The organism is Methylobacterium persicinum (assembly GCF_022179525.1).
Classification (GTDB): Bacteria; Pseudomonadota; Alphaproteobacteria; order Rhizobiales; family Beijerinckiaceae; genus Methylobacterium; species Methylobacterium persicinum.
On sequence record NZ_BPQX01000003.1, the window covers coordinates 1 to 25,792 of the forward strand.

Consider the following 25,792-nt stretch of genomic DNA (forward strand, 5'->3'; position numbering starts at 1 on the left):
ACTTATCGCTGAAGGTCACACCGGCGAGCGGCCTGAAACGGCCCCGTCATTGTCGGAAAAACGTGTCGGCTTTTCTATTGCCGGAGAAACGCGCTTTTGGCACTGTCCCGACATGCTCGTCGGATATGCCCGCGTCTCCACCCAGGATCAGAACCTCGACCTCCAGCGCGACGCGCTGTCGAAGGCCGGTTGCGAGCGCCTGTTCGAGGAGAAGAAATCCGGCAAGGCCGGCACCAAGCGCCCTGCCTTCGAGGCGGCGCTGGCCTTCCTGCGGCCCGAGGACGTACTCGTGGTCTGGAAGCTCGATCGCCTCGGCCGCTCTCTCGTCGAGATGATGCGCACCATCGACGGCCTGCGGGTGAAGGAGGTCCACTTCCGCTCGCTCACCGAGCAGTTCGACTCCGCCACCGCCCACGGCCGCTTCGCCCTGCAGATGCACGGTGCCATGGCCGAGTACTTCCTCGACCTCAACCGCGAACGCACCATGGAAGGCCTGAAGGCAGCGCTCGCTCGCGGTCGAAAGGGCGGTCGGCCGAAGAAACTCAGCGAGGCCGACCTAGAGGCGGCGCGCGCCATGCTCGCGGCCGGCACGATCAGCGTGGCCGAGATCGCCAAGCGTATGGGCGTCAACCGCGACACCTTCTACAGCTACTTCCCCCGCGCCCGCGCCAATGCGCGCTCGGACGAGGCGTGAGCCGATGCCGATCCGGCGCGAGCACCGCTTCTTCTACCCGATCGACTGGCCCCAGCTCTCGGCGCTGATCCGGTTCGGCCGGGCGAAAGGCTGCTGCGAGGGCTGCGGACGGCCGCACGGACGAATAGTCTTTCATCTTGGCGATGGCCGGTGGTGGGATGCTGACGCCGGTCGGTGGCGCGACGGTCGGGGGCGCCGGATCCTGCTCGCGTCAGGAGCCGACATCCTCGGGCACGTCCGCCGCACCCGTATTGTCCTCGCCGCGGCCCACCGGGATCATGACACGGCGAACAACACCAGTACCAACCTCGCCGCCTTCTGCCAGCGCTGCCATATGATCCATGATCGGCCCGAGCATCGCAGGCGGCGCTGGCGGACATTGTTCCGACGGAAGGCACTCGGAGACCTGTTCGGTGGCCCCTATGCCTGAGGGCGTCAGCTACGCTCGCACTGACCCTGCCTTCCGAGTACCGGGACGGTAGCCGTTGCGGAGCTGCAGACTCACGGCGATCGCCGAACGCCTCTCGGAGTATCCAGGGGCGACCATCGGCTAGTTGCTCGGAATCCGAGCATCTTGGTTCCGAGGTCGACGCTTCCTCGCCACCGTGCGCGCGGCCTGAAGCCAGTCGAATGGCGTGCCGTAACGCCCGACGTGCCATCCAACTGACGATTTAGCCTCGTCGGGCGAGCGCTCTATCGCGTTACCGGCCTGCCCGACCGGCCGCGTGGACCGCCGAGCACGAGGGCGCCGCTGGCGATCAGGGTGGCGGTGAGCACGGCGAACAGAGCGTGGATCCCGTAGCCGTCGAGCACCGGCAGCAGGACAATCGGCGTCAGAGCTGCAGAGACCCGCCCACCGGCCCAGGCGCAGGTGAGGGCCGAGGCTCGCGACGCGGTCGACAGGAGCTCCGTCGCGTAGACTGCGAGGAGGCCGCCGTAGATCGCCGCTGCGGTGTTGAACGCCAAGCCGAACAGAACGAGGGTCGCGAAGGTCTCGCCGACGGCGAAGGCCGTGCCGAGAACCACCATCGCGGCCGCCATGGCGACCAGGCAGGCGCGCCGCTCCAGATGGTCGATCACCGTAGCGGTGAGCAGGGTCCCGAGCGGCGGTCCCAGCATCGACAGGCCGGCGAAGACCAGGGACTGATCGACCCGGAAGCCTTTCCCGAGCATCACGACCGCGCTGAGCAGGGGAAAGCCTACTGTCGCCCACGGACTGAGCGCATAGAGAGTGACGAACAAGGCGGCCCGGCGCCGCTGCTGGGACTCAGCGAGCAGCCCTCGGAAACCCGCATGCATCGGAGGCTGGGGATGCCTGGTCGCCTCAGCGGGCGTTTCAAGTGGGACGATGCCGCCCGCCGCCTCGAAGCGCCTGCAAGCGCGTTCGGCCTCAACAGCGCGCCCGACTGCAGCGAGCCAGCGCGGCGAGTCCGGCAGAACGCCGAACAGGGCCGCCCCCAGAACCGCCAAGACCGCACCGAGCACCAGTGCCCAGCGCCAGGCCGCGATCCCGAGCGGCGGCGCCGGCGCCAGGGCCTGGACCAAGAGGATCACCCCGGTCCCGCCCAGAAAGCCGATCCCGGTGCAGACCATCAGCATCGCGCCGCGCCGCCGGGGCGGCATCACGTCGGCGAGGTAGGTCGCCGTCAGAGGCGGGAAGCCGCCGATCGCGAAGCCCGACACCGCCCGGGCGACGGTGAGCTCGGTGAGGCCCGAACTCATGGCGGCGGCCGCCGATCCAACTGCCATCAGCACCAGGGTGGCTTGGAGCGCCGGCCGCCTTCCGAAGCGGTCGCCGATCAAGCCGAAGACCGGCGCACCCACCGCGCCCCCGGCGAAGACAGAGGCCAGCAGTAGAGACAAGCTACCCCGCGGCATGCTGTGGGGCGGCGCCAGGAAGATCGCCGCTAGGGCATTGCTCAGGGCGACCTCGGCCACGTCGGTGAACAAGCCGAGGGTGCAGACCGCTAGGATCGTCAGGTGCAGCGGTGTGATCGGCAGACGGTCGAGCCGCGAGGCGATCGTATGCGGCGCTCCCCCCGGTCCTCCTGCGCGAGAGCACCGGGGGCGACAGGTCGTCGGGACGTCTCGATCACGCAAGCGGTTCCGTTCCGGACCGGCGGTCGATCACGGCCGGTGATAGGGCCTGATAGCCGCGAGTTGCGCGCTCCGGGAACAAAATCCACCTCCTCCACCCAAAGCAGCCGCTCCAGGTAGTTCGTTTCAGGTATGTGATCGAGAACCGGCGCCGTCAGTTCGCTATGGGTGCGCCTTTCTCAGACTGGCACTCGCGGCTGCTTGCGACCGAGGCTGTGTCAAAACTCAAACGTCATCGGCAACTGTAGAATGATTTTCTCTTGAAGGCGCGCGACATTGTCCTGAGAAGCCTCGTGTCGCCCCAGACAGCCGTTCTGGACAGCTTTAACGGATAAGGCGGAGACGTTTGTTCTACGACTTGGCAACGCGTCCGCGTTTTGACACAGCCTCGACCCCTACCCGTCATCCAGATCGTCGTCGACGCTTCTCCAAAGCGGCCGTCCGTTGGCCGCCCAGCAACTTCGGTTCGGGGTGGTTTGCAGACGTTCAGCACGCTGCCACAACCGGCCTTCGCGCACATAGCGGCGTAGCACGGCGAGCGAGGCGTGGCGGGTCTGTGCGACGATCCTGATCTCCCCGATCCCGGCTTGAGCGGCGGAGGTGGCGAAGCCCGCGCGCAGGGAGTGGCGTGCGTAGGCTGCCCCATCGAGCCCGGCGACCTCGGCCCGGCGCTGGACGATCCCGGCGACGGCGTTGCCGGAGAGGGCTGTCACGATCGGCTCGCGAGTGGCTGGGCTTCGATGGCAAAGGGCTCATCGCCGCATCGCTTCCAGGGTCCGAAAACTCATCCACATCAAGAGGGCGACGAGGCCGCTTCGGATGATCAAGCCCGGAACGTAGCTCGTCTCGGAAATCAGGCCGAACCGATCGACGGCGAAATTGACAATTAGGGTGCTGACGGCTGCGATGATCGCCGCTGTTACCGGGCTTCGGCGGCGCCTCTTAGGGTCTGGCCCTTCGCGCATCTACAACCTCCTGGCCTCCGATAGGCGTCATTATCACAGCCCAGAAGACGCCACCCCGCGGCTGCCCACACCCTAGGCACCCCTCTCACGAAACTGTGAATTGCCGCCAATTCGGGCTTTGGCGAGACGCCAAATTCCATTAGGCTACTTTTAAGAATGTATTCACATGTGGCCAGTGAAGTCCATCGACTTCACTGGGGTGGCGAATGCCCCTCCACATGTGACGGGTCTCTCCCGTCTTTATGATGTTGTTCTTGATCCTTGTAGCAGTATTTCTCATCTTTTTCAAGATACTGTCTGCCAGTCCGGCCCACTTATCCAATGGTCTCCGCTCTGTACTTTCGGCAAAGAGCGATATTCATAGACGTCCTCGCAACTGGAAATGCCGAGGCCTCACATGTCCAACTCCAATCAGAACGAAGACCGCGATGATCAGAACCCCCTGATCGGGGCAGACGCTGAGAAGCTCTTGAGCCCTCAAGGCCGCGAATATCTCCAAAAGGACCGGAGAGATCGGGCCAACGCGCCTTGTCCAAGAAAGGTCTTGAAGGAAAACGCGCTTCTACGATGTGCGGCAGCCTACAGGGCTGGAGTTTCTATCCCGCAATCCGTACGGATCGAATTGTGGGAATGCAGCCTCGATGACCAGGATATCGACAACTGGGACCGCTTGCGTTTGCTCAAGCGCAGGGGGGTGGCATTCACGCCCGAGCAAAAGCAGGATTACGAACGGATCCTCCGTCTCGTCGAGCGATGCTTAAGCGGTGGCTGCGATGGTGGGGAACCACCGGGCAACGAGGATGGTCCCGACGACAGCGGCCCCAGCATCACCGACGCGCTCGGCGTGCAGCCCGTCGAGGACGACGCCGACGAAGCCAGACCCACCCCCTCCCTTTCCGTGCAGAAGCCTGTTCCGGTGCAGGCCCTCCCGGCACTGAAGCCCGAGGATAAGAAGAAGACCAAGCCTCGCACCCGGGTCCCCGGGAAGAGAAGTGGTGTCGATTTCCCCTGAGACCTGCTCGGAAGGGATCGGCCGCCGGGCACCTGCTCAGCGGCCGATCGCCTGCCCAATATCCCGCCGCATTATGATCCAGCTACAGAAGGATTCTTCTCTCCAATCCTTCTGTAAATGTCGAGGGAGCGGTCGATCTATCGCCCGCGAGATCCACGTTCGAATGAACGCGCCGGAGAGATCTGTCTCTCGACCTTATGATCGAACTCCAGATGCTCTTCACGTCGCCTCTTACGACCGGCCTGATCCAGGAATGGTTCGTCCGATGCGGCAGGGCGTCCGCTCGATGATGGCTCTAGGGGCACGGAACGGCGCAGCGTCACGCGAGCCTCAGGCGCCCGCATGTCGCTCAAGGCAGCAAGGATACGCGCCTCGAAAGCCTGGGCTGCTCTTTCGTCCTGCCGTTCATCGATCGCGAGATGCACCGCTGCAGTCGGATGGCGGGCGACGATACGGGTGAGGGCGATATTGCTCTTCGGGCCATCGTCTCCCAGGATACAGAGCAAGGTACGGTCTGGCAGCTCGTCCTGCTGGTAGAGGCCGAGAGCTTCTCTTTCCGTTCGTCCGACGTAGATCCGCTCCGGTGTATGGCGGTCTCCCAGCTGGATCAGACTTGTCGGGGCTGATGGCGCGGAAACTGCCATTCCGGCTCGATCCTCACTCCCGCGCTCGATCCCGACGATGCGGCCGAGCGGATCCCGACGCGCCAACACCAGCCGACCGTCCGGGTCGAGCAGAATGTCGGTGGAGAGCCGCTCCATCAACCTCGGGAATGCGCCATGTACGGCGCCTACAGTGATCCGGGCGTGGCGCTTCAGTCCCTGCCACAGGATCGCGGCGAACCGAGCGATCCGGTCCCGCTGCCTTCGGTCGTCGGGCGCGAGCGGAATCAACCGGTCCGTATGTCCAGTGCCTGGCACCGGGACCGGGTAGGCCGCAGGTGCGTGCAGGCGCTCGTCCATACGCTGCCTCAGCGTCTGAGCAGCCGGCGATGGCTCGCGTTCGGGGACCCGAGCGATCCCGGCGAGGGCCTCCCTCCAAGGTCCCTCGCGTTCCAGCCCCATCCTGCCGCCGGGCAGCACGAGGACGTCGCGCGACCGGACCGGTGCCGCACACCAGCCGTGAAGATCGGCTCCGGCATAGTCGGCGATGTTGGTCTTGCCGCCGCCGGTCGCACAATCCGCTAGAAAAGCCTGTCGGATCTCGGCGTGCTCGACCAGGGCGAGCTCCGGATGCGCAGCACCTCGGGCGGCCACCAGGCCACGCTCCTCCGGGCGGATGCCGGAACGCTTGGCCTCCAGTCGCTCCCGGATCCGGTCCGTGTCGACGTAGAGCCGCGCCGTGTGCCGATGCCGGGTCATCGCCACGTACGTCGCCTCCGCCCCCGTGCCGCGCAGGTCGGCGACATACGCCTCGTCCACCGTCACACCCTGCGCCGCGTGCACGGTCATGGCGTAGCTGTGCTGCAGGCGTGGCACCCGCGCCTCGCCCCGCTCCCGGAACCCGACCAGCGCGCCGACCTTCGCGCTCAGCCGCGTCCCGTCCTTGGCCAGGCGCAACGTCAGCACCGGATCGCCCGGGTCGCCCGCGAGCGCCTCGACCCGGGCGAGGTCGGCGTTGCGGATCACGCGGCCACCGACCTCGACGCTCTCGCCGAAGATGACGTCGTCGCCCGCCACCAGCGCCAGCGGCTCGGCCCGGCTGCCGCCGCGCGGGATCGCGGCGATCTCGACGTCGTCCCCGTCCGGCAGCAGCCCATCCCGCTTGAGCCGGTCGCGGATGCGCCCGTTGAGTTCGCGCACGTCCCGGTTCCACCCGGTGAGCACAGCCCGCGTCCGCGCCGCCCCCTCCGGATCGAGCCGGCTCGCGGCGTAGGCGTCGACCAGCGCCGCAACCGTGGCCTCGCGGTCCGCCCCCCAGGTGATCGCCCCGCCGCGGTCGTACGCCTCCAGCGCGCGCGCGGTCCGGCCGGCGGCGAAGTCGACGCTCGCCGCGCGCATCCACGCCCCCTCCGCCTCGGTGCGCCCGCGCTGGCGCTGGATCTGGTCCATCCGGGCGGCCCCCAGCGCCCGGACCAGCAGCCGCATCGGCGCGCCCGCCGCCACCGGCGCCAGCTGGCGCGTGTCCCCGCTCAACACCAGCTTGGCCCCGGCCGCCGCCGTCACCTCGACCAGCCCGGCGAGGTCGCGCGTGCCGATCATCCCGGCCTCGTCGGCGATCAGCGTCGCCGTCGGGCCCAGGACGATCTCGCCGTCGCGGACCCGATTGAGGAACCCGGTCACCGCCCGCGCCATCGCCTCGGCGGTAGCCGTGTCGGTCCGGATCACGTCGACCGCCTTCCAGCTCGGCGCGATTACCCAGACCTCGCCGCCACCAGCGCGCACCGCCTCGGCGACGCTGGCCATCGCGTACGACTTGCCCGAGCCGGCGCTGCCCTCGACCACGCTGACCCCGTCGCGATTGAGCGCGTGCCGCACCGCCGCCGCCTGCTCCGGGCGCAGGCTCGGCCGCTCCGCCAACACCCGCGCCAGCACCGCCTCCGGGACGAACGCGCGCTCGTCCCGCCGGGCATAGGCCCAGCGCAGCATGCCGCGCTCGGCCTCGATCATCTCCGGCGTCGCGTACACCGGCTCGCCCGCGGCCGAGCGCCCGACCTCGACCACCGCGCCGTCCCGGCGCAGCCGCTCGACCTGCTCCAGGACCGCGTCGGCGTCGGCCTCGCACTGGGCGGCCTCGGCGATGCGCCGGACGAGCTCACGGTGCTCGACCACCGCCTGCATCGCCAGCGCCTCGGTCAGGCCGGCCTCGGCCAAGCGCTCGACCCGCTCGGCCGCCGAGCCCGTCCGCGCCGCCCGGATCCCGTCCGCGGCGACCCGCACGCCCTCGAACACCGCCTCTCGCCCCCAGCCGGCCTGGTCGAGCTGGCGCTGCCAATCCGCCTCCAGGGCGGCGAGCGGCGTCTCCCGATCCTTGCGCGCCCGGGTGCCGTGGGCGGCGGCCTGGGCCGCGATCCGGTCGTCGGCGGTGTCGAACCCGCGCTCCCGCGCCGCCCGCTCGATCGCCGCGCGTCGCTTCGAGAACAGCGCCAGCACCGGCTCGGCCACCCCGGCAATCTCGAAGTTGCGCCCGCTCCGGACCGCCTCGTAGCCGAGCTCCGCGCGCAGGCCGCTGGCGAGCTCGCTCCGGTACAGCGCCGCGATCCCGCCGGCGTTGCGCAGGATCGCGCGGTTGTCGAGGCCCCCGGTGGAGCCGTCGGCGCGGACGCACAGGTTCAGAAGCACCGCGTGAGAGTGCAACTGCGGATCCTGCGCCCGCGAGGTGAAGTGCCGGTACACCGCCGCGCTCACCCCCGCGGCCGGCGCCCGCCCCCGGCCCTGCGCCCCGGTCCGGGTCACGATCAACCCGGCCACGTGCGCGTAGTCCAGCGCCCGGCGCACCGCCCGGTCGTGCGCCGCCAGGATCCGCGCGCGCTGCTCCGGCCCGGCGAAGGCGGCGAGCACGCTCACGCTCTTCGGCGCGGCGAACTGCAGGTCGTAGCCGACGCTGCGCCGGCCGTTGCCTGAGGCCCGCACCAGCGGCTCCAGGCTCCCGGGATCGCGCCCGGCCGCGAGGTCGCGCAGCACCCGCCCGTCGACCTCGGCCCCGTCCGGGCACGCCCGGAACGGGTCGATGCGCCCGTCCGGACCCGAATCGGCTCCGGCTCCGGCGCCGCGCGTCCACCACACCCCGGCGGCCTCGCCCGCGCCGTTGTCGGTGTAGTACGCGACCTCGTCCCGGCCCTCGGTGTGCCCCCGGCGCAGGGTCGCCAGCGCCCGGTCGAACGCTTCCGCGTACGCCGCCTCGAACGCGGCGCTGCCCTCCGCGGCGACCCCGGCCGCGACCTTGCGCGCGTACGCCGCCGCCGTGTCGTCGAGCGGGGTGTCGGGCGTGCTCAGCCCGGCCTCGCGCCGGATCTGGCGCGCCATCGACTCGTAGTACTCGACGCTGGTGATCCGCGTGCAGGTCATCATCGCTCAGCCCTCGCCGTAGACTAGCCCGGACCTGCGGCATCGCTCGCCCGGGCCTCCGCCCGGTACAGGTCGACGATGAAGTCCGAGATCACTCGGATCTGGTCTTCCATCGCCGCCGCGCTCGCCCTCGCCTCGCGGGCGCTGGCGGTAGCCGCCTCGGCGAGCTCGGCCAGGCGCGCCACGGTCTCGGATGGCCCGAGCGCGGCGGTGAGCGCCTCCTCGACGAACGCGTGCGGCGCGATCCTGCGCGCCCGGGCCGCCGCCTCCACCGCCGCCCACACGGCCTCGTCCAGGGCGATGCGGACGGGACGGCGGGTCATGCGCGAGCTCCGAACAGCAGTGATATGAAGATAAACAGTAGCTTAGCTGGAAGCTTGTCCACCCGTCAGCACCATCGGTGCGTGATGTGTCATGGTTTTCGCCCGGAAGGGTAGGGTTATCCACAGGCGGGCCCGAGTCCATAGGTGACGTAAGCTCGGCCGTGGTATCATGCCAGGGCTGTGGGATGACGGATGGGAGCGGTTCGCACGGCCGCTCGGATGACGCCGTGATCCCAGGGCGGGCGGGGCTGCGAGGCCCGGTGACAGGCGCGAGGCGTGATGGCGATGGCCGAGGTTGGCGAACCCGATCCCCACGATGAACTGCGCAGCTTCCTGCGCGAGCAGGTCGCGCTCACCCCGAAGCGCACGCCGTCCGGGTACGACGCGATCAAGGCCGTGCTCCCGGAGATCCGGGCGCTCAAGGCCAAGCGCCGGACCGACGCCGAGATCCGCGAGCTGCTCGCCCGCATGGGGGTCAAGCTCAGCCTCGCGACCCTGCGCCAGTACACCCAGAAGGCCACGCGCGAGGCCGCCGGGCATACGCCGGTGCGACGGCGCGGCAAGGCCGCGACCAGGTCCCCCGCCGGGACCGCGCCACTCGCCGCCGAGCGCCGGCCCGAGCTGGAGCGACCGGTGAGCGCCGGGCACGACCCCCGGCCGGCGCAGGCACACACGCCCGCCTCGGCCACGGTCGGGCACCGGCTGAGCACCAAGGACCTGTAGGCCCCCGCGAGCGGGCCGGAAGCGACGGATCGGACACCACACCATGGCACGGGCACAGCAGGCGCGCACGCCGACTCCGACGCGGCAGAAGCGCGTCGTCCTGGTCACCTCGGAGAAGGGCGGGGTCGGCAAGAGCGTCACCGCCCGCACTCTGGTCGAGCACCTGCGCGCCGGCGGCACCCGCGTCGCCGCCTACGACGCCGACGGCGGCGTCGGCTCGCTGCTGCGGGTCCTGGGCACCCGTGATGCCGCCGGCGAGCTCATGGACGCGCAGGATCCCACCGTCGGCGTCGGGTACTACAACATCCGCGCCGACGACCAGCGCGCCACCCTGCTCGACTGCGTCGCCTCGGGCGAGCCGCTGATCGTCCACGACCTCGCCGGCGGCAGCCTCGCCGACCTCGCCCGGATCTCCGACATGGGCGAGGGCCTCGACGACCTCCTCGCCGCGTTCGCGGGCGAGGGCTACCGCCCGGTGGTGCTGCACCTGATCTCCTCCGAGGTCGCCGCGACCCAGTCGGTCGCCCGCTGGCTCGAGCTCGCCGGGACCCGGGTCGATCACGTCGCGATCCGCAACACCCGCTGGGGCAAGGCCGAGGCCGACTTCCCGTTCTGGCACGGCTACGTCGACGGCAACGGCGAGGCCCGGGGCGGCAAGGTCCGCCGCCGCCTGCTCGAGGAGTTCGGCGGCCTGGAGATCAGCCTGCCGCCGCTGCCCAGTGGCACCTTCGCCAAGATCGACGCCGACGCCCTGCCGTTCGCGGTCGCCGCATCCGCGCCGCGCCTGACCATCGCCGAGCGCTCGCACGTGGCGCGCTACCTGCGCGAGTCCGCGGTGGCGTTCGAGCACCTGCGCCCGCTCCTCGGCCTCTGAAGGCCGAAGGCCGCGCCGCGATGCATCCCGACGCCAAGCTCAACTTCGACCGGGCAGCCCTGGCGCTCGGGCTCGATCCGGCGACCCGGGACCTGGCGTGGAGGCGGATGATGGATATCGGCCTGACCCCGGACGACCCCACCGTGGTCTACCTCGCGGTCGGCGGTCTGCTCGAACACGCCGCCCGGACCATCCCGGCGGCGCTCGACGCCGCCCCCGCGCGGATCGAGCGGGCGGCGGAGCGGGCGGTCGGCCCGGTGGCCAAGGCCGCCAGCGCCCGGGTCGAGGCGGCACACGCCGCGCTGGCCGAGCGCACCGGCGAGGCCGTGGCCGCGGCCGCGGCCCGGCACTTCATCAGCCTGGAACGCGCCTGGGCGCGTCAGATGGGGCTGTGGGCGGCGGCGATCGTCCTGTTCAGCGGCGTCCTGTGCGGCGGCGCGGGTTACTGGCTCGGACGCCGGGACACCCTCGGCCTCGATGCCCGCTGGGCCGGCCTGTCCCAGCGCGCCGACGCCCCGGCGTGGCTCGCCCTGGTCGCGGCCAACCCCGACCTCAGGGCTCAGATGAGCCAGTCCTGCACCGCGTCGCAGCTCAAGATCGATGCCGCATCGAGGCGGCGCTATTGCGAGCTGCCACTGTGGACCGAAGGGACGATCGCCCCGGTCGGCGGCCTGCCGGAGACGATCGCCCTGACCCTGCGCGACTGGCTGATCGCCTGGGGCCCGGCTTGGCTGATGCTCGCGGCCGGGCTGGCGGCGCTGGTCGGCCGCCGCCTGCTGCGCCGGGTGTTCGCGTGGCCGCCCGTGGCCTGGCTGCTGCGATGAGCATCGGCACGGTGGATCGATCGTACGAAACAATCTTAGCACCGCTACCGCCTCACTGTGGCTGCACCTCCATCGGCAGGTTGCAGGCGCCACAGGCGAGCCAGGTCCCGGGTTTGGCCCAGGCGTTGGCCGCGCAGCCCGGGCAGGTGTACCGGGTCTTGCTCGCCGCCTTGCGCTCCCGCGCCGCGCGCTCGGCCGCGTCCGACAGCTCGACGTAGGGCACGCTGAAGCCACGTTCGTCGACCAGTTCGGCGCAGGCGCGCGCGAACCGCCCGCCCGGCTCGACGCATTGGTCCATCCGCTGCCCGGTCGGCTTGCCCCCGGGCTCGCCGGTGGCGCTGGGGATCAGCCCGACCGCGCGCATCATCCCGGCCCATTCCCGGTTGTGGTACCCCGGCCGGGACGGGGTGCCGAAGTGCTGCTGCTGCAGGTGGACCATCTCGTGCACCAGGGTGGCGAGCGTCGCCTCGGTGGAGCGCCCGGCGAAGTGGCGCGGGTTGAGCGCGATCTCGTCGGTGACCTCGGCGCGGTCGGGCGTGGTGAAGCGCCGGCCGGCGAAGTACCCGTAGGCCTTGGACTTGCGCTGCATGGTGATCAGGCAGGTCGGCAGCCGCCCGGCGAACAACCGGTGGTTGAACAACCCGTAGGCTTCGGTCAGCCCGGAATAAGTCCGGGTGGTCGGATCGCTCGCTGGCTCGGACATGTCGTACGAAACACTAGGCCTCTACGAACTCATGCCTAGCGGCAAATAGATCGTACGAAACAAACTTTTCCTCCGACATACCCCTCCCAGAATCGCCTCAGGGTTCGACAGCAGTCGGCGATCCCACCGATTGGGCCGGTTCAGGCGGACCGGATACGCCGGCCGGCCAGCCGTTCGGCTTCGGCCCGCCAGGCATCGCGCTCGGTCCGAAGCGCTTCGAGCCGCGCGTGCAGCTGCCCGGCCTTAATCGCGGTCTCCAGCAGCAGAGTCTGGGCGGCGCCGAGCTGCTCGCGCAACTCGTCATTCTGGACCGCGACCGCCAGCAGCAGCGGCGCTTGATCGTGGTTCATCGGCCCATTCCAGAATCGCAAACGGCGCGCCTAGCCGTCCCGCGAAGCGGTGTCGATGCGGTGCGGTGTGGTGTCGGCCTGCGTTCGTCAAACCGTCCGGCGACAGACCCTCAACGCATGGCTCGGACCCGGCCACCACCCGCGCGGATTCGCAAAGGATCGGCTCGCTTGAGGTCGACCGCTGTCCCCCGGCAGCTCTGCGACGGTGCGGTTTTCCCCGAATCCAGCAGGATTGAAACCTGAGTAGGCGTGCGCTTCACGGAATTGCACCCACCCCCCTGAGGCACGCTGCCCTTCCGGGCCAGGCGCAGCCACGCGGTCCACTCGGCCGAGACGATCCGGACGATGTTGGTGTCGTTGCGGAAGCCGGTCAGGCGGCGTTCCTCGACCGTGACCATGCCGAGCGTCCGGGCCTCGCGGATGGCGTTGCGCACGGTGGTCTCGGCGACGCCTGCGACCGCCGCGATGTGCCCGACCGCCATCCGGCAATCGCCCCGACGCGCGGTCTCGGCCGCTACTATGGCGAGCACCGCCTGCTCGGCCTGGGTGAACCGCGCCGCGATCGCCAGTGGCATCCGTCCGGAGGCGGCCCAGCGGCGGCGGCGCTCCATCGAGCCTGCCGTGCGCGGGCGCGAGCCGACCGACCTCCTAGATCTGCCGACAAGCGTTTTGGACGGGTCGCCAACTTCAGCGGCGCTGGTTCCGGTTGGGTTCTGGGTCTGTCCGGCCCGCGATCCGCTGGCGGCCAGGGTGCGCGCCTCGATCAACCCGGACAGGCCCTCGGCCTCGACCTCGGTGATCCTCCCGTCCCCGTAGGCCCGCCACAGCAGCGCCGTCACCTGCGGCAGGGTGATTCGGCTGGCGGCCTCGATCGCGCGCCTCAACTCGTCGGCAAACATGGTCTTCGGCCCTCATCGGGCCGCGACAGGTCGTTCCGGGCCGCCATGAGAGGCGTCCGGTCCACAGGCATAGACCTCCCGTCGCGAAAGTTGGCGCTTTCGCTTGACGCCCGGGGGCGTCTCATGGCTTGTGAGGGGCAGCAACTCCGGCCTCACAGGCCTTTATCGGTTTAAACGGCCCTCCAGTTTGGCGACTGGGGGGCCGTTGGCCTTTCTAGGGGTCGACTTGCGGCGGCGGTGTCTCCTGATGCTTCCGGCGACTCGCGCGAGGCGATGCGTAGCCGGACACGGCATGTCGGCCGGAGCGCACGGCTAAGTCAACGTTGAGGTTTGGTCTGTCGCGCTGAGCACACCGCCGTGAAGGCCGATCTGGCCGATCGATAGGGTCACGGGTTCCTGGGGGCGCGTTCAGTCCCACCGGCCAAATTCGACCCTGCTTGGCCCTTCGGCGAAGACGGGCGACCTCGCCGGTTCTCGGTGATGTTGGATGCCCGGATTGGGACATCCGAGCCTCGGTCACCGAAGGCAGCCCGAATGATACGGGCAACCCGCACTTCGCTGTTGTGTTTTATACGGACAACCCGCACATCATCCGTCTGCAGACCGTCGTCCAGACGCCGACCTTCCTCGCCGATGCGAAGGCCGCCGGCGTCACGGAGGACGAGCTGTCCACCATCGTGGCGACGGTCGCGGCAGACCCGGAGGCGGGTGACCTGATCGTCGGTACGGGCGGTGCGCGAAAGCTGCGGATCGGCGGGAAGGGTAGGGGCAAGTCCGGCGGCTACAGGGTCATCACCTACTTTGCCGTCGTGGACGTGCAGGTGTTTCTGCTGGCGCTGGTCTCGAAGGGGCAGCGGGCGGACATCAGCTAGGCCGACCGCAACACTCTGCGCGTGATCCTCGGCACCCTGGCCGACGGCTACCGCGAGGGTGTGACCGCGAAGGTTCGGGCGATGAGTCCGGGAAAGGAGTGAGCATGACCACTTTCGGCAGCCGTCTGATCCAGTCCGCCCGTGAGGCCGTGGCCATCGCCAAGGGCGAGGCCGATCCCGCGACCTACCGGGTGCACGTCCCGGCGGAGCTGGACGTCGCGGGCATCCGCAAGGGGCTTGGCCTGACCCAGGCGGCGTTTGCGGCGCGCTACAGGTTTCCGATCGGCACCTTGCGCGATCTGGAACAGGGCCGGGCTCGGCCGGATGCCTCGACGCGCGCCTACCTCACAGTCATCAGCCGTGAGCCCGAGGCAGTGCAGCGCGCGCTCGCACCCGCGGCCTAAGACGACGGGTTTCCCGGCAGGATTGCCGCGGTACGCTGGAGATCACACCGCGATCTCACGGAGCCCATCATAGCCAGGCACCGCACCCACAGCACCGGGCGGTGCGCGAGTGGATCGTCACCCGGAGGGCCGAAACCACGTCAGTGGGTTCGGGGAGCTGCGGAAGGCAGCGAGTAGAGCCCGGTCCCGCAGGGACGCGCCAGCATGTGGATCGGCACCGCTGCCGTCCTCGGGCCTCCTACCGCGCCCGATGGGGCCGTTCTGGTGCGTAGCAGGACGTCGAGCTGTTCGGCTTCCTGATCGCCGATCTCGCCTGCCGCCACGGCCGCCCATAGCCGCTGTCCCACTACTGGAAGGGAGTCCCTCCGGGCCGTCTCGATCTCAAGGCGTAGTTCATCATCGCGTACACCCACATTTCCACGTGGGCACGCTCGCACGTGTCCCATTGCCCTCTCACAGGTCTAGCGCGACCCGCAGGGAGAGACAGTCCAAAGGCCAGCCGCCATCGTTCGCGGAAACGCTGTTCCACGTTGACGGGGGGCCTACGCTGTGGGAGGATCAGATCGCCAAATGTGATCTTCCTAAGCTTCGGCTCTGGACCTTGGACCCGCCCTCACCCGGCGGGTTCTTGCGTTCTAGGGGTTGCTCGTCTCAGTCATCTTCGACTCGTGCCCAGGTGTAACCCTGGTCGATTGCCCATCTCGCCGGATCACTATGGCGAAGTCAAACCTGATGGGGCAGGACACCGCCGAGGTGTGTCTCGATGCCCGTCCACGATCCGAACGAACGACGCTACGAACGCTTGCGTGAGGCGGCGCGGGCTCTGACCACCGACATGGAGAACATCCGTGCTGGGAACGGTGAACTGACGCCGAACGTCCTTCTCGGCTTGCGGCTGACCTCGATATCAGATGCCGCAATCGATGCTGCCTATGCGCAGTGGGGCGCTGCCATCTTCCCGTGGACCAGCATATGCGGGCAGGCCCGGCCCTACGTTCGGCGCTTCGAGGTGGCAATATGGATCAATGGCTCGCTTGAGGGCTTGTGTACGGGTCGGGCATCGAACGGTCCCGATAACGTGACGCTGCACTACATCGAGAGTCGTCCGAGCGGATTGCTTCAGGGTTATGTCGCCGAAATCGCCACAGACGCGGCCGAAGAATACGCCGCTCTCATCCATCGCCGCCGGGTGAAGCTCAAAGATCCTGTGGCTGAGAAAATCGCGCTCTATGAAGCGTTGGGCTTCCGAAAGGCTGAAACCTATTCTGGCAGTCGCTACTATGATAGGATCGTGCCATGACTAGCGGCCCCATGTTCCTCAGGATCTCGACGCCCCAAGATGATGCCGTGTCGGAGTCCGTCGAGACGGAAATCTTCGTCATTGAGCAGCGCATCCTCCGAGCGGTGCGGCCCAGGCGAACCAGCGCATCTGTGCAGACGCCCGAGCAGCGGGAGACGATTGCCCGGCTCGCCATAGAGGGCGGTTCCACGTTTGTAGGACGGCTAGAGAACGCCCCACGCGGTAGACGGTCACAGCGCTAATCATCGCTTTGACGAGCACCAGCGATTTGACATTCTCACGTGAGCACGTGCGCTCGCTTCCACGCGATGCGAATTTATGTCCGCCGATTGCTGAGTTTATGTCCACGGGGCAGATAGAATATAGACCTGGACGCCCTAGGTTCGCTTTGGCAACCTCTCCGTATTGGAACGGAGTTACACCATGTCAAAGCAAAACAAGATCGGTCGCCCGCCCGGTTCGTCTCGGCTGAACCCTGAAGATGATCTCCACCTTCATCGCGTCGCGGACCGGATGATCCTGGACTCGAGCTTGAAGCTGACCCCGGCCATGGTCGCCGTGGGGATCGACAGCGAGACCACCCGCCGCCGTCTGCGCCGGAAGTGGAAGCCGGTTTCGGAGCGCTACCTGCGGGAAGCCCGCCAGCGCCGGGAAGCCGCCGCCGCCGAGCAGATGCGCCAGACCTTGCAGCAGATCGGCGAGATGGCCGGGCGGTTCATGATCGGGGCCGGCATCATCAGCGAGCAGATCCGCGCCGGGCTGGCCCGATGGGCTGACGAGAACCGCGATACCGTCGCCGGGGTGCGTGCCGCCGCCGAGCAGATCCGCACCCTTCAGCTCCGGGTGGCGAGCGCCAAGGCGTTGGGCGTGATCGACCAGAACCCGAACCGCTAGACCGGACCGGATCGGGGCGACGTATCTATGCGCCCTGGTCCAGCCTATCATTCCCACGTGGGCCGTGGCCGCATGTCCATGCGTTTCTACTGGGCGGGCGGACTATCCTGACAAGGCCATGCATCGACCAGGGTACCGAAGACCAGGATCGCCGCTTCACGATGCCGATCCTGCGAGTTCTTCGCGACGTAGGCGCAGGCCACGTCCACGACCTGACCCATAGTCACACCACTTGGGACGCAGATGAACGCGATGAGTTTGCTGCTTGCTGTCGGCGAGTCCAAAACGCCGACGGCATAACCCGTAGCTACCCCCCTCGAAGTAGCCTTCTGCAACGTACAGGCTTCGTGCAGCAGGTTGCCGGTCATGAAAGAGGGTTTCGTCTGTGACTGGGCCTGCGCCGGCATCGCCAACGCTAAGACCAGGGCAGCGAGGATTGCACGTCGCATCGCCTACCCCTCTCCGCTGTCCAGCTTGTCGAAGTCATAGCCACGACGCTTCAGCATGAGGCGCAGGGCTTCGCGGTAGAGATCCTGCGGCTTCACGTCCTCCGTCGCAGCGATCTGCCGGATGACGCGGAACACCGCCGGATCCGCGTAGATGCTCTGGTGCGGCTTCTCGATCCGGGGCGGGCGAACATTGTAACCCTTGGGCACCTTCGCCGGCCGCGTCTCCTTCGCCATACGCTCCTTTTCCACGTGAGAACGTGCGCGCGTGCTCACTGTCTCACGTTTGTACGCGGTGGGCGTCCCATCCTTCAACGCGGGCCGCGTCGTCTCCTCCACTGGCGCCGAGACGATCGCCACCGTGGGCGGCTTCGGCTCCGGGGCGGTCTCGGGCTCGATCGCTTGGACGGGTTCGGCGACGGTCTCCGGCTCCGGCCGCGTCGCGTTCATCTGGCCGATCCGGGCGTACACATCATCCATCGACTTGCGCTTGGCCGCCATGGTTACTCTCCCGCCTCCAGCTCATCCTTGGCCCAGGTCCAGAGCGCCCGGATCTCCTCCGCGGCGCGGCCCGTGGGCGCGTATTCCGTGACGCCCTGGCCCATCATCATCGCGTCCAGGTAGTCAGCCCTGGTGCTGATGATCGCCTGCGCGAGCGGTGCCGTGCGCACGAGGATCCGCGCGGCTTCCTCGACGCGAGCCGGAGCCGTCGGCATGGCCTGCGAGACCACGAAGGCGTGCTTCCGCTTCAGGGTGCGCAGGCCCTCCACGGTGCGCTGAACGGCGGTGATATCCACGAGCGACGGTTTCACCGGCACGATGGTAAGGTCCGACGCGCTCAACGCCGCCGTGACCGCGGGCGAGAAGTCGCCAGCCGTGTCGATCACCACCAGCGTCGTCGCGGCATGCGCGTGGATCCGGGCGAGGCGATCGGCCAGGGTGTCGGCATCGTCCTCCCGGTAGTGAATGCCGGGCAGCTCGCGCCTGTCGTGCCAGTCCTTCAGGGAGCGTTGCGGATCCAAGTCGAGGATCACCACGCCCTCGCCGGCCTGATGCGCGGCCACGGCCAAGGACGCGGCGATCGTGCTCTTGCCGCTCCCGCCCTTCCGAGCCGCCAGAGTTATCACCTTCGCCATCGTCCGCCGTCTCCGTCCGCCCTTCAGGATGCCTGCCAGCTCATTCTCTGACAAGTGGACACGTTTTCCCATGTTCATGTGGTCCAGTGCTCACGTTCTCACGTGGGAATTGCATGATGTAGGTAGCTATGGGATGCTCTGTAGCGGGATCTGCGACCCGAGATCGCCGCGCACGGCACGCCGCCGAGCCGGTGATTTGGCACGGATCTGCCCGTATCCTGACGTCGCCGCCGCGGGCCTGGAGAAGGTGAAGACCGCGCTCAAGGCGCAGGCGGCGTCGACCTCTCCGGCTTAGCGCTGCATTCGCATAAGGGCACGCTACGGAACCAGGCGCACCGTGATCGTCCGCAGCCGCGTGCGTTCCATTGTGAGCCATGGAAAGGCCCGCCTCTAGGCTGACGAGAGGCACCGGCCTACGGCTGGACTGGGTGGTTTCCTGCCCGTCCGCATTCGGACGACGGATGCAGCGAAGCGGAAATAGTCGCGGCGACCGCTCACGACCCTTTGCGGAAGTTCGGAAGGTCCGCTTCGAGGTGCTTGACGAGGGTTAGCCCCTCCTACCCGGTTGATCGGTATTCTGCTTGCAAGCGGTGGATTGAAGACGGGAATGTCCGACACCTCACGATAGCTCGCACCGCCGGGGGCAATGGCCTAAGTCCCGACGATCTGGCGCATCGCGATGATCGTGCGGAAGCCACGCACGTTCGGCTCGTCGTGGAAGACTTCGCGGGTGAACGCCTCGTATGCCTCCATGCCAGAGATGCGGAGTTGAAGGACGAAATCGGAATCTCCGGTGACGTACCAAGCCGCCCTTACCTCGGGTCGGGCGCGCAGACGGCGAACGAAGGCATCGAGCAGGTCGGATGTCTCCCGTTCAAGCGAGACGAGCACGTGAACTGTCAGGGGCGTTCCCAGCACGGTGGGATGTACGATCGCAACATCCGCGACGATGACCCCGTTTCGCCGCAGGCGACGTAGGCGCCTTAGAACGGCACTCTCGGACAAGCCGACGCGCTCGGCGAGCGCTCGCGCCGAGGTCTGGTTGTCTACCTGTACCGCGGCAAGAAGGGCGTGGTCGAAGGCGTCCAAGGTGACGTTTTCCAGCGTGATCTCCCGCAACAGAGCCTGAAACAGGCGTGATACTGCCGGAGTTCGACGCCATCCGCCATCCATCTCGGTGCATCATCGTGGACATGACGACGACCAGTTCCGCCGAGATTGCAGCCGTACTGCGGCCCCTCGATCCCGCTTATGCACCGACGCCGCTCCTTGATCTGCCCAAGCTCGCCGCACACCTCGGCGTGGCGCAGGTCCTCGCGAAGGACGAAGGTCCGCGGTCGCTCGGAAGCTTCAAGTCACTTGGCGGCACCTACGCCGGTCTGAGAGCCTTGGCTCGTGCGGCAGGGATCGACCTGCCGGACCTTCTCGCCCGTCAGCCCGCAGGGCAGCCGACACTCGTTTGCGCGAGCGATGGCAACCACGGCCTTGCGGTCGCCGCCGCGGCGCGTTTTGCCGGAGCGACGGCCCGCGTGTTCCTGCACGAGGGTGTGCCGCAGGCGCGCGCTCGTCGGATTGAGGCCGAGGGCGCGGAGATCGTCTGGGTGGCGGGCACCTACGACGACGCAGTTGATGCTGCCGCAGCCAAGGCTCACCAAGGTACTGGCATCCTCGTCGCGGATACGACCGATGACCCGAACGACCTCGTCGTCCATGACGTGATGGCAGGGTACGGCGTCATGGCGACAGAGATCCGCGAACAAGCAGAAGCCGCCGGGCATCCACGACCGACGCATGTCTTCGTCCCGGCGGGTGTCGGTGGTCTCGCCGCCGCGATGGCGGCCGGGCTCGCGGGTTGGATGGCGGCCCCAGGGTGTGTCGTGGCCGTCGAGCCCGAGCGCGCCGCTTGCCTCGCCGCAGCGCTCGCCGCTGACCGACCCGTGCGCGTGTCTGGTGACCTGAACACGTCAGCCGAGATGTTGTCTTGTGGCGAGGCCAGCGCGCCAGCGATTACCCTGCTGCGGCGGCACAACGCGCAGGTGATGACCGTGAGCGAGCGCAAGTTGGTCACGGCTCCCGACATCCTCGCGGCGCATGGTGGACCGCTCACCACGCCGTCAGGGGCGGCAAGCCTAGCCGGTGCCCTCACCGCACGGCGTGATGCGTCAGAGGCTCAAGACCTCGGCCTCGGCGCCGACAGTCGCCTTCTCATCCTCATCACCGAGGGCGCCTTGGCGCTCTGAGGCCGATCGCATCTGCTGTCGCAAAAGGTCGAACCATGGCCCATCCGATTGCCACTCCGCAGACCCCATCTGCCCGAACCAATCTGCCGGTCGATGGTGATGGCTTGCGACGCCTGCGGATCGATCTGGCCGCCTGCCTACGCTGGGCTGCCCGCAACGGCCTGGAGGAGGGCATCTGCAACCATTTCTCGGCGGTGCTGCCGGAGCGGCCGGATCTGTTCCTAGTGAACCCCTACGGCCTCGCCTTCGCGGAGGTGACAGCGTCGAGCCTGCTGCTGTGCGACTTCCACGGCAACGTCGTCGAGGGCGATGGCCTGCCCGAGGCCACAGCCTTCCACATCCATGCCGAGTTGCACCGGCTGAAGCCGAACGCCCGAGCCGCCTTCCACACCCACATGCCCTACGCCACGGCGCTGGCCATGCTGGAGGGGCAGCCGCTGCTCTGGGCCGGGCAGACCGCCCTACGCTTCTACGGCCGGATCGCGGTAGATGAGGATTACAACGGGCTGGCGCTCGACGCGTACGAAGGTCAGCGCATCGCCGAGAGCGCCAGAGACGCCGACGTGGTGTTCCTGAAGAACCACGGCGTGATGGTGCTGGGCGAGACCATCGCGGAAGCCTGGGACGACCTCTACTACCTGGAGCGCGCCGCACAGGCGCAGGTGCTCGCCATGAGCACGGGCCGCACCCTCAAGATCGTTCCTGAGGAGATCGTGCAGCACGTGGCGGCCCAGGAGGCTGCTGGACGCGCCGAGAGCGCGCGGCTGCATCTGGAGAGCGTCAAGCGGGTGCTCGCCCGTGATGAGCCCGCCTTCCTGGCGTGAATGCCGTCTCCAGCACGTGCTGGGCTCGTTGATCTCGGAACCCCAATCATGGACGCTGAACTGACCGCCGCGATGATCGATTGGCGGCGCGATCTGCACGCCCATCCTGAGTTCGGCTTCGAGGAAAGGGGGCGTGTCGCAAACGTTCGACGGGCGAAATAATATTCTCCGAACAGGGCGTTACGGTGCCTGTTCACCGTCTGATGACCTGCCTCGTCGAGGTCGGTGAAGCCGTTTGATGGGGTCGGAACCGCCTCAGCGGATAGAGGTACCCCCCCGCTGAAAGCAGAATTTTCTGCGGCAAAAATCTTTGCGACAGCCCCCACCAAAATGTGCGGCGATCGCCTCGTACTTCACCTCAACGTCCAGGCGCTGCTGGTCCCAGTCGATCAGTCCCTTCAGGGGAGGAGGCAAATCGCGGTAAGCTGCCAAAACCGCGACCAGCTGGCCGATGCTGAGCTCGCCCTTAAGGGCGAGCAGGCCGCCGACGGCATAGAACAGGAACGGTGTCACCTGTGCGAGCAGGTTGTTGAGGTACTTGATCGCAAACTTGCGCCGATAGATCTGCAGGCGCAGGTCATAGAGCCCATGGAGCCGGCCGCTGATCTCGGCTCTCTCCCAGCGGACGCTGTCATTGACCGTCACGGCATCGAGCCCGTCCAGCACCTCCGCGACACGGCCGGCGAGGTTGCGAGACTCGATCTGACGCTGACGACTGAGGCGTAGGATCGCGTGCCTGAGCCGAGGAATGACGGCTATCTGCACGCCGGCTATCGCGCCGGCGGCCAGTCCGAGCCACACGTTCTGCATCAGAATGAAGGCCAGCGCAGTCGCGGCGTGCGTGCCGAGTTGGGCGGGCACCACGATCGCGTCGCCGATGAAGGAGCCGATCGGCTCGACCTCGTCGCGGATGATGGTCGCGGTCTCAGAGGATTTCACCTCGCGCTGGGTTTCAGGGGTAAAGCGCAACATCAGCGAGAACAGCTGGAAGCGTAGGCGGCGCAGCATCCGCTCACCCAAAACCCCCTTCTGCAGGTTGATCCGGAACTTGAAGGCACCGTTGATCAGGACGAGGATGAGGAACAGCCCGGACAACCAGAGCAACAGTCCCTGGCGGTCGGCGTGGAAGCCATTGAAAATCTCGGTCCAACCGCCACCGAGGAAGGCAGGCCACGCGATCTCGAAATTCAGGAACGGCGCGGTCGCCTCGCCGTGGGCGAACGCCTTGCCGATGATCGCGTCGTTGACGATGCGCTTGGGCAGGTCGAGGGAGGCGAAGTAGAACGGCACCGAGGCCAGGACGACCATGCAGATGGCAAGTTGGTCGCGCTTCGAGTGGCGCCAGATGTACGGGAACAGCCGCGGCTCCAGGCCTGGTGTCGGGGCGTCCCTGTCTCGGTCGGGGGACCACTCACCACCCGGCGGACGAGCATTCGTCTTCTCCTGTGCCACCGTAGCACCGCCGCGGCAATGCGGACGATCCTGTTCGGTGACCGGGGGCAAAAACGCGTCTTGGATCAAGGGGGGCTCCACTCTGGCGTTCTCCACCATCGTCGAGCTTGAAAGTTCGATCCAACGGAACCTCTCGATGTTTCCGTTCTGTAAAAACGATCGGTCTTCTGGGAGGCGCTTCCTCGTCGATGTCGCCCGTGAAAGTCGCCGTGCGGGGCGCTCTGAAGCATGGCACGATTACTGAACTGTCAAGTCTTAGCTGTAAGAACCGCCGTGGCCTTGCTGTCGAGCATAAGGAGGCTTCGCCGGGATGCACTCTGTATAAGACCCTGCGGCTAATGTCTCGCTGTGCTCGGCGGATCGACGAAGAACATTGTATTGACCGCGCGCACGGCGACAGCGGCACGGTTCAACTCGGGTTCCACGGCAGTGCAGAAGCCATCGGCCTTGGCGATCCTGCGTTGGTTCGACGAACGGAGCGCAGCTTCGCGAAGCCGCATCCCCTTGGCTTGGAGGCGTTCAATTTCGGCCGATACCGCGGTACTCCATGCCGCGACCTCCGCAGGCGTGCTGAGTGTCGCGGCAGCATCCGTAAGGCGCGCGAGGTGATGGGCGGGATTGGTGGAGGGCATCGTTAATCGGCCTGAGATCTACAAGTGCGTGCTCCCGGAAATCAAGACGCCAGCCTTTACGCTCCGGGGACACCGCACGCCAGCCAATGCCGGGCAAAGCACGAACAAATTCCACTCGCGAGAGATCCTTGCCGAGCGTACGACAGGGCCGCATCCCGGAATATATGCTCGAGCCAAACCGTGTGCCGGAACCATGTCCGCATCTCGACAAACAAGGAGCGGGTCGGGCGGAATTTGAAACAATGTCATTTCTTTCAGGAAAACTCGTAAGCGTTTCTATTCTTGAACAAACATCATCCTCGCACGGGTCTGACCGACTCACCGATGACATTCGGGGGCCCATATTCGTTTTGTCGATTTAAAAAGGCTCTCAGCGGATCATCTCGACGACAACATCGGCGGCCTCGGCGATCGTCGTCCAACGCCGTTCGGCGGTAAGGGCAGGCCGATCTTCCTGCTTGGCAAGGGCCAGACAATATCGGTCCCCGAGTGACAGACCACCCTCGACAGTGAGAGGGCGCAGCATGCCGGCCTCGTACGACAGCGCGGCATCGACGGTGACCCACCGGATCGGCAAGGGGCGTAACAACGCGTCGATCTCCGCGCGCGCCGCGCCGAGCTTGGCGTAGTGGCTGACGACTTCGGCCAGATTGACGGTCGTCATGACCGAGCCGTCGAGCGCGGCTTTCACCCGATCCGCTCCCGGCTCCCCTAGCAAGAGCGCGAGTAGTGCGGACGCGTCGAGGACGACGCCCGTCATTCGGCTTCAGCCTCACGAGCGCGATCCGCGAGGAAATCCGCCACGGTCGCGCCTGCCGTGTCACCGACCAGTCTACGGCTCAAGGCCTGCGCCCGGGCGACGACCTGATCGAGGGTCCGGAGCACGATGGCGTCGCCCATATCCTCGACGATGACCTCACCGCCACGAGCAAGACCATGCCGCTTGCGTAAATCGGCCGGCAAGCTCACGCGCCCGTCAGGCATCACCCTCGCTTTCATGGGACGTCTCCATCGTGTGCCATGGGCATAAGCATACGCCATAAGCCTCGATCCATGCCAGGACGAACTTTGAATGTCAGTTACGCAAGAAGCTGGCTCCCCTGAGCTGCATCGTGGTTCCCCCTTTGTGTCCGCAAGGGGATCGGTCAGCGGACGCTCGGGTGATCCACGCACAAAGGCTCGATATGCCTGCGCGGGCCGCGTCTCAATCGATTGGTACGATAAAAATTGCGGTGAGGGGACCTTATACGTTACAGCCCCACGCATGACGCACGTGCTGATCGGCTACGCTCGCTGCTCGACCGACAAGCAGGACCTCGCCGCCCAGCGCCACGCGCTGGTCCAGCTCGGGGTGGCGGCCGATCGCATCTACACCGACAAGGGCTTCACCGGGACGAACCGGGCCCGCCCGGGTCTCGACCAGGCGCTGGCTGCGGTCCGGAGTGGCGACACCCTGGTAGTGCCCAAGCTCGACCGGCTCGCCCGTTCCGTGCCAGACGCGCGCGCGATCGGCGACGCGCTCGCGGCACGGGGCGTGAAGCTGCAGCTCGGCGCCAGCGTGCACGATCCGCTCGATCCGATGGGCAAGCTGTTCTTCAACATCCTGGCCACCTTCGCCGAGTTCGAGGCCGACCTGATCCGGCTGCGCACGCGCGAGGGCATGGCGATGGCCCGCGCCAAGGGGAAGCTGCGGGGCAAGAAGCCCAAGCTCTCAGATCGCCAGCAGAAGGAGCTGCGCCGGATGTACGACACAGGCGACTACGCGATCAGCGACTTGGCCGAGCTGTTTTCGATCTCACGGCCAACCGTTTACCGTACCCTGGAGCGCCAATCTACCATGCCTGCTGTCGTGGCGACCTAAGTAGACGCGGCACGGCGCCCGGGACTAGGTTCACGTATCACCGGTTTCTCTCAATCCAGACCGATAGAGATCGCCAAGGATTAATGCAAAATAACAATCAAGATAACACCAGATGACTTCCCGATGGGTCCCGATTACATTTATGCGCTCGCAAATATCTTAACCATTGCAGGCATAGAGCTCTCTAAATATTGAATAATATGCAAGGCGAGAGGCGACGCGCATCTAAAGATTATATATTGATTAATATTTGGATCTCT

At 67.1% G+C, this 25,792-nt stretch carries 27 protein-coding genes and 1 pseudogene; 13 read left to right on the forward strand and 15 right to left on the reverse strand.

All coding sequences use genetic code 11. The features are described 5' to 3' along the window. The first annotated feature begins 112 nt into the window (after positions 1 to 112). Both MFF22_RS00400 and MFF22_RS00405 read left to right on the forward strand, forming a co-directional pair. Entirely contained in the window at positions 113 to 694 is a 582-nt protein-coding gene (locus tag MFF22_RS00400; RefSeq protein WP_238247078.1) for a recombinase family protein, read from the forward strand. A 4-nt stretch (positions 695 to 698) separates the two neighbouring features. Then, the gene (locus MFF22_RS00405) at positions 699 to 1,124 is read left to right on the forward strand and encodes a hypothetical protein (RefSeq protein WP_238247080.1); all 426 of its coding nucleotides are present in this window, start codon (positions 699 to 701) and stop codon (positions 1,122 to 1,124) included. Between the two features lie 263 nt (positions 1,125 to 1,387). On the opposite strand, the gene MFF22_RS00410 is transcribed toward MFF22_RS00405, so the two are convergent. Then, a complete protein-coding gene (locus MFF22_RS00410; RefSeq protein WP_238247081.1) occupies positions 1,388 to 2,794 on the reverse strand; it encodes an MFS transporter in 1,407 nt (468 codons plus the stop codon). A 392-nt stretch (positions 2,795 to 3,186) separates the two neighbouring features. Next, positions 3,187 to 3,504: a site-specific integrase gene (locus MFF22_RS00415; protein WP_238247083.1), complete on the reverse strand. Its 318-nt coding sequence runs from the start codon at positions 3,502 to 3,504 to the stop codon at positions 3,187 to 3,189. Between the two features lie 649 nt (positions 3,505 to 4,153). Here MFF22_RS00415 and MFF22_RS00420 point away from each other — a divergent pair. Then, positions 4,154 to 4,768 (forward strand): hypothetical protein, encoded by a 615-nt coding sequence (locus tag MFF22_RS00420; protein ID WP_238247085.1) that lies wholly within the window; start codon positions 4,154 to 4,156, stop codon positions 4,766 to 4,768. 137 nt (positions 4,769 to 4,905) lie between these two features. Here MFF22_RS00420 and mobF read toward each other — a convergent pair whose 3' ends face one another. Both mobF and MFF22_RS00430 read right to left on the reverse strand, forming a co-directional pair. Next, positions 4,906 to 8,778 carry a MobF family relaxase gene (mobF, locus tag MFF22_RS00425; protein ID WP_238247087.1) on the reverse strand — a complete coding sequence of 1,291 codons (3,873 nt, stop codon included), beginning with the start codon at positions 8,776 to 8,778 and terminating at the stop codon, positions 4,906 to 4,908. A gap of 20 nt (positions 8,779 to 8,798) precedes the next feature. Further along, complete coding sequence (locus MFF22_RS00430; protein ID WP_238247089.1) at positions 8,799 to 9,098, reverse strand: hypothetical protein; 300 nt, start codon at positions 9,096 to 9,098, stop codon at positions 8,799 to 8,801. Positions 9,099 to 9,383: 285 nt separating this feature from the next. Here MFF22_RS00430 and MFF22_RS00435 point away from each other — a divergent pair, with 285 nt between their 5' ends. The 3 genes from MFF22_RS00435 to MFF22_RS00445 are packed head-to-tail and all read left to right on the forward strand — an operon-like array spanning position 9,384 to position 11,519. Next, positions 9,384 to 9,821: a hypothetical protein gene (locus tag MFF22_RS00435; RefSeq protein ID WP_238247091.1), complete on the forward strand. Its 438-nt coding sequence runs from the start codon at positions 9,384 to 9,386 to the stop codon at positions 9,819 to 9,821. Positions 9,822 to 9,864: 43 nt separating this feature from the next. Beyond that, positions 9,865 to 10,695: a nucleotide-binding protein gene (locus MFF22_RS00440; protein WP_238247093.1), complete on the forward strand. Its 831-nt coding sequence runs from the start codon at positions 9,865 to 9,867 to the stop codon at positions 10,693 to 10,695. A gap of 20 nt (positions 10,696 to 10,715) precedes the next feature. Beyond that, complete coding sequence (locus tag MFF22_RS00445; RefSeq protein WP_238247095.1) at positions 10,716 to 11,519, forward strand: hypothetical protein; 804 nt, start codon at positions 10,716 to 10,718, stop codon at positions 11,517 to 11,519. A 52-nt stretch (positions 11,520 to 11,571) separates the two neighbouring features. Here the strand turns inward: MFF22_RS00445 and MFF22_RS00450 are convergent, their stop codons facing one another. From MFF22_RS00450 to MFF22_RS00460, 3 genes are all read right to left on the reverse strand, one after another. After that, a complete protein-coding gene (locus tag MFF22_RS00450) occupies positions 11,572 to 12,222 on the reverse strand; it encodes a SprT-like domain-containing protein (RefSeq protein ID WP_238247097.1) in 651 nt (216 codons plus the stop codon). Between the two features lie 140 nt (positions 12,223 to 12,362). Beyond that, positions 12,363 to 12,572: a hypothetical protein gene (locus MFF22_RS00455; RefSeq protein WP_238247099.1), complete on the reverse strand. Its 210-nt coding sequence runs from the start codon at positions 12,570 to 12,572 to the stop codon at positions 12,363 to 12,365. Between the two features lie 110 nt (positions 12,573 to 12,682). Next, positions 12,683 to 13,471 (reverse strand): helix-turn-helix domain-containing protein, encoded by a 789-nt coding sequence (locus MFF22_RS00460; protein WP_238247101.1) that lies wholly within the window; start codon positions 13,469 to 13,471, stop codon positions 12,683 to 12,685. Positions 13,472 to 14,034: 563 nt separating this feature from the next. Here MFF22_RS00460 and MFF22_RS00465 point away from each other — a divergent pair. The 4 genes from MFF22_RS00465 to MFF22_RS00480 all read left to right on the forward strand — a co-directional run bounded on the left by MFF22_RS00465 (position 14,035) and on the right by MFF22_RS00480 (position 16,941). Then, entirely contained in the window at positions 14,035 to 14,343 is a 309-nt protein-coding gene (locus MFF22_RS00465; protein WP_238247103.1) for a type II toxin-antitoxin system RelE/ParE family toxin, read from the forward strand. Between the two features lie 104 nt (positions 14,344 to 14,447). Next, complete coding sequence (locus MFF22_RS00470; protein ID WP_238247106.1) at positions 14,448 to 14,747, forward strand: helix-turn-helix domain-containing protein; 300 nt, start codon at positions 14,448 to 14,450, stop codon at positions 14,745 to 14,747. Positions 14,748 to 15,510: 763 nt separating this feature from the next. After that, positions 15,511 to 16,047: a hypothetical protein gene (locus tag MFF22_RS00475; protein ID WP_238247108.1), complete on the forward strand. Its 537-nt coding sequence runs from the start codon at positions 15,511 to 15,513 to the stop codon at positions 16,045 to 16,047. Between the two features lie 513 nt (positions 16,048 to 16,560). After that, complete coding sequence (locus MFF22_RS00480) at positions 16,561 to 16,941, forward strand: hypothetical protein (RefSeq protein ID WP_238247110.1); 381 nt, start codon at positions 16,561 to 16,563, stop codon at positions 16,939 to 16,941. A gap of 86 nt (positions 16,942 to 17,027) precedes the next feature. On the opposite strand, the gene MFF22_RS00485 is transcribed toward MFF22_RS00480, so the two are convergent. The 4 genes from MFF22_RS00485 to MFF22_RS00500 all read right to left on the reverse strand — a co-directional run bounded on the left by MFF22_RS00485 (position 17,028) and on the right by MFF22_RS00500 (position 19,642). Continuing rightward, positions 17,028 to 17,309: a Rap1a/Tai family immunity protein gene (locus MFF22_RS00485; RefSeq protein ID WP_238247112.1), complete on the reverse strand. Its 282-nt coding sequence runs from the start codon at positions 17,307 to 17,309 to the stop codon at positions 17,028 to 17,030. Between the two features lie 84 nt (positions 17,310 to 17,393). Next, entirely contained in the window at positions 17,394 to 17,888 is a 495-nt protein-coding gene (locus MFF22_RS00490; RefSeq protein WP_238247114.1) for a hypothetical protein, read from the reverse strand. 2 nt (positions 17,889 to 17,890) lie between these two features. Next, a complete protein-coding gene (locus tag MFF22_RS00495) occupies positions 17,891 to 18,523 on the reverse strand; it encodes an AAA family ATPase (RefSeq protein WP_238247116.1) in 633 nt (210 codons plus the stop codon). Positions 18,524 to 19,174: 651 nt separating this feature from the next. Continuing rightward, positions 19,175 to 19,642, reverse strand: a complete 468-nt coding sequence (locus MFF22_RS00500) for an Lrp/AsnC family transcriptional regulator (RefSeq protein ID WP_238247118.1) — start codon at positions 19,640 to 19,642, stop codon at positions 19,175 to 19,177. Between the two features lie 17 nt (positions 19,643 to 19,659). Between MFF22_RS00500 and MFF22_RS00505 the strand changes: the two genes are divergently transcribed. Next, positions 19,660 to 20,763: a pyridoxal-phosphate dependent enzyme gene (locus MFF22_RS00505; protein ID WP_230368563.1), complete on the forward strand. Its 1,104-nt coding sequence runs from the start codon at positions 19,660 to 19,662 to the stop codon at positions 20,761 to 20,763. Between the two features lie 35 nt (positions 20,764 to 20,798). Continuing rightward, positions 20,799 to 21,587 (forward strand): aldolase, encoded by a 789-nt coding sequence (locus MFF22_RS00510; protein WP_091995168.1) that lies wholly within the window; start codon positions 20,799 to 20,801, stop codon positions 21,585 to 21,587. Between the two features lie 324 nt (positions 21,588 to 21,911). On the opposite strand, the pseudogene MFF22_RS00515 reads toward MFF22_RS00510, so the two are convergent. From MFF22_RS00515 to MFF22_RS00530, 4 genes and pseudogenes are all read right to left on the reverse strand, one after another. Next, positions 21,912 to 22,958, reverse strand: a pseudogene (locus tag MFF22_RS00515) (ABC transporter transmembrane domain-containing protein); the annotation flags it as partial. Positions 22,959 to 23,374: 416 nt separating this feature from the next. Further along, complete coding sequence (locus tag MFF22_RS00520; RefSeq protein ID WP_128755108.1) at positions 23,375 to 23,671, reverse strand: hypothetical protein; 297 nt, start codon at positions 23,669 to 23,671, stop codon at positions 23,375 to 23,377. A gap of 370 nt (positions 23,672 to 24,041) precedes the next feature. Beyond that, positions 24,042 to 24,431, reverse strand: coding sequence for a type II toxin-antitoxin system VapC family toxin (locus tag MFF22_RS00525; protein ID WP_007568961.1), 390 nt, complete (start codon positions 24,429 to 24,431; stop codon positions 24,042 to 24,044). Continuing rightward, positions 24,428 to 24,670 carry an AbrB/MazE/SpoVT family DNA-binding domain-containing protein gene (locus MFF22_RS00530; protein ID WP_043075148.1) on the reverse strand — a complete coding sequence of 81 codons (243 nt, stop codon included), beginning with the start codon at positions 24,668 to 24,670 and terminating at the stop codon, positions 24,428 to 24,430. The genes MFF22_RS00525 and MFF22_RS00530 overlap by 4 nt, the downstream gene beginning before the upstream one ends. 265 nt (positions 24,671 to 24,935) lie before the next feature. On the opposite strand from MFF22_RS00530, the gene MFF22_RS00535 reads away from it, so the two are divergent. After that, on the forward strand, positions 24,936 to 25,532 hold the full coding sequence (locus tag MFF22_RS00535) for a recombinase family protein (protein ID WP_007568958.1): 597 nt from the start codon (positions 24,936 to 24,938) through the stop codon (positions 25,530 to 25,532). Positions 25,533 to 25,792: the final 260 nt, after the last annotated feature.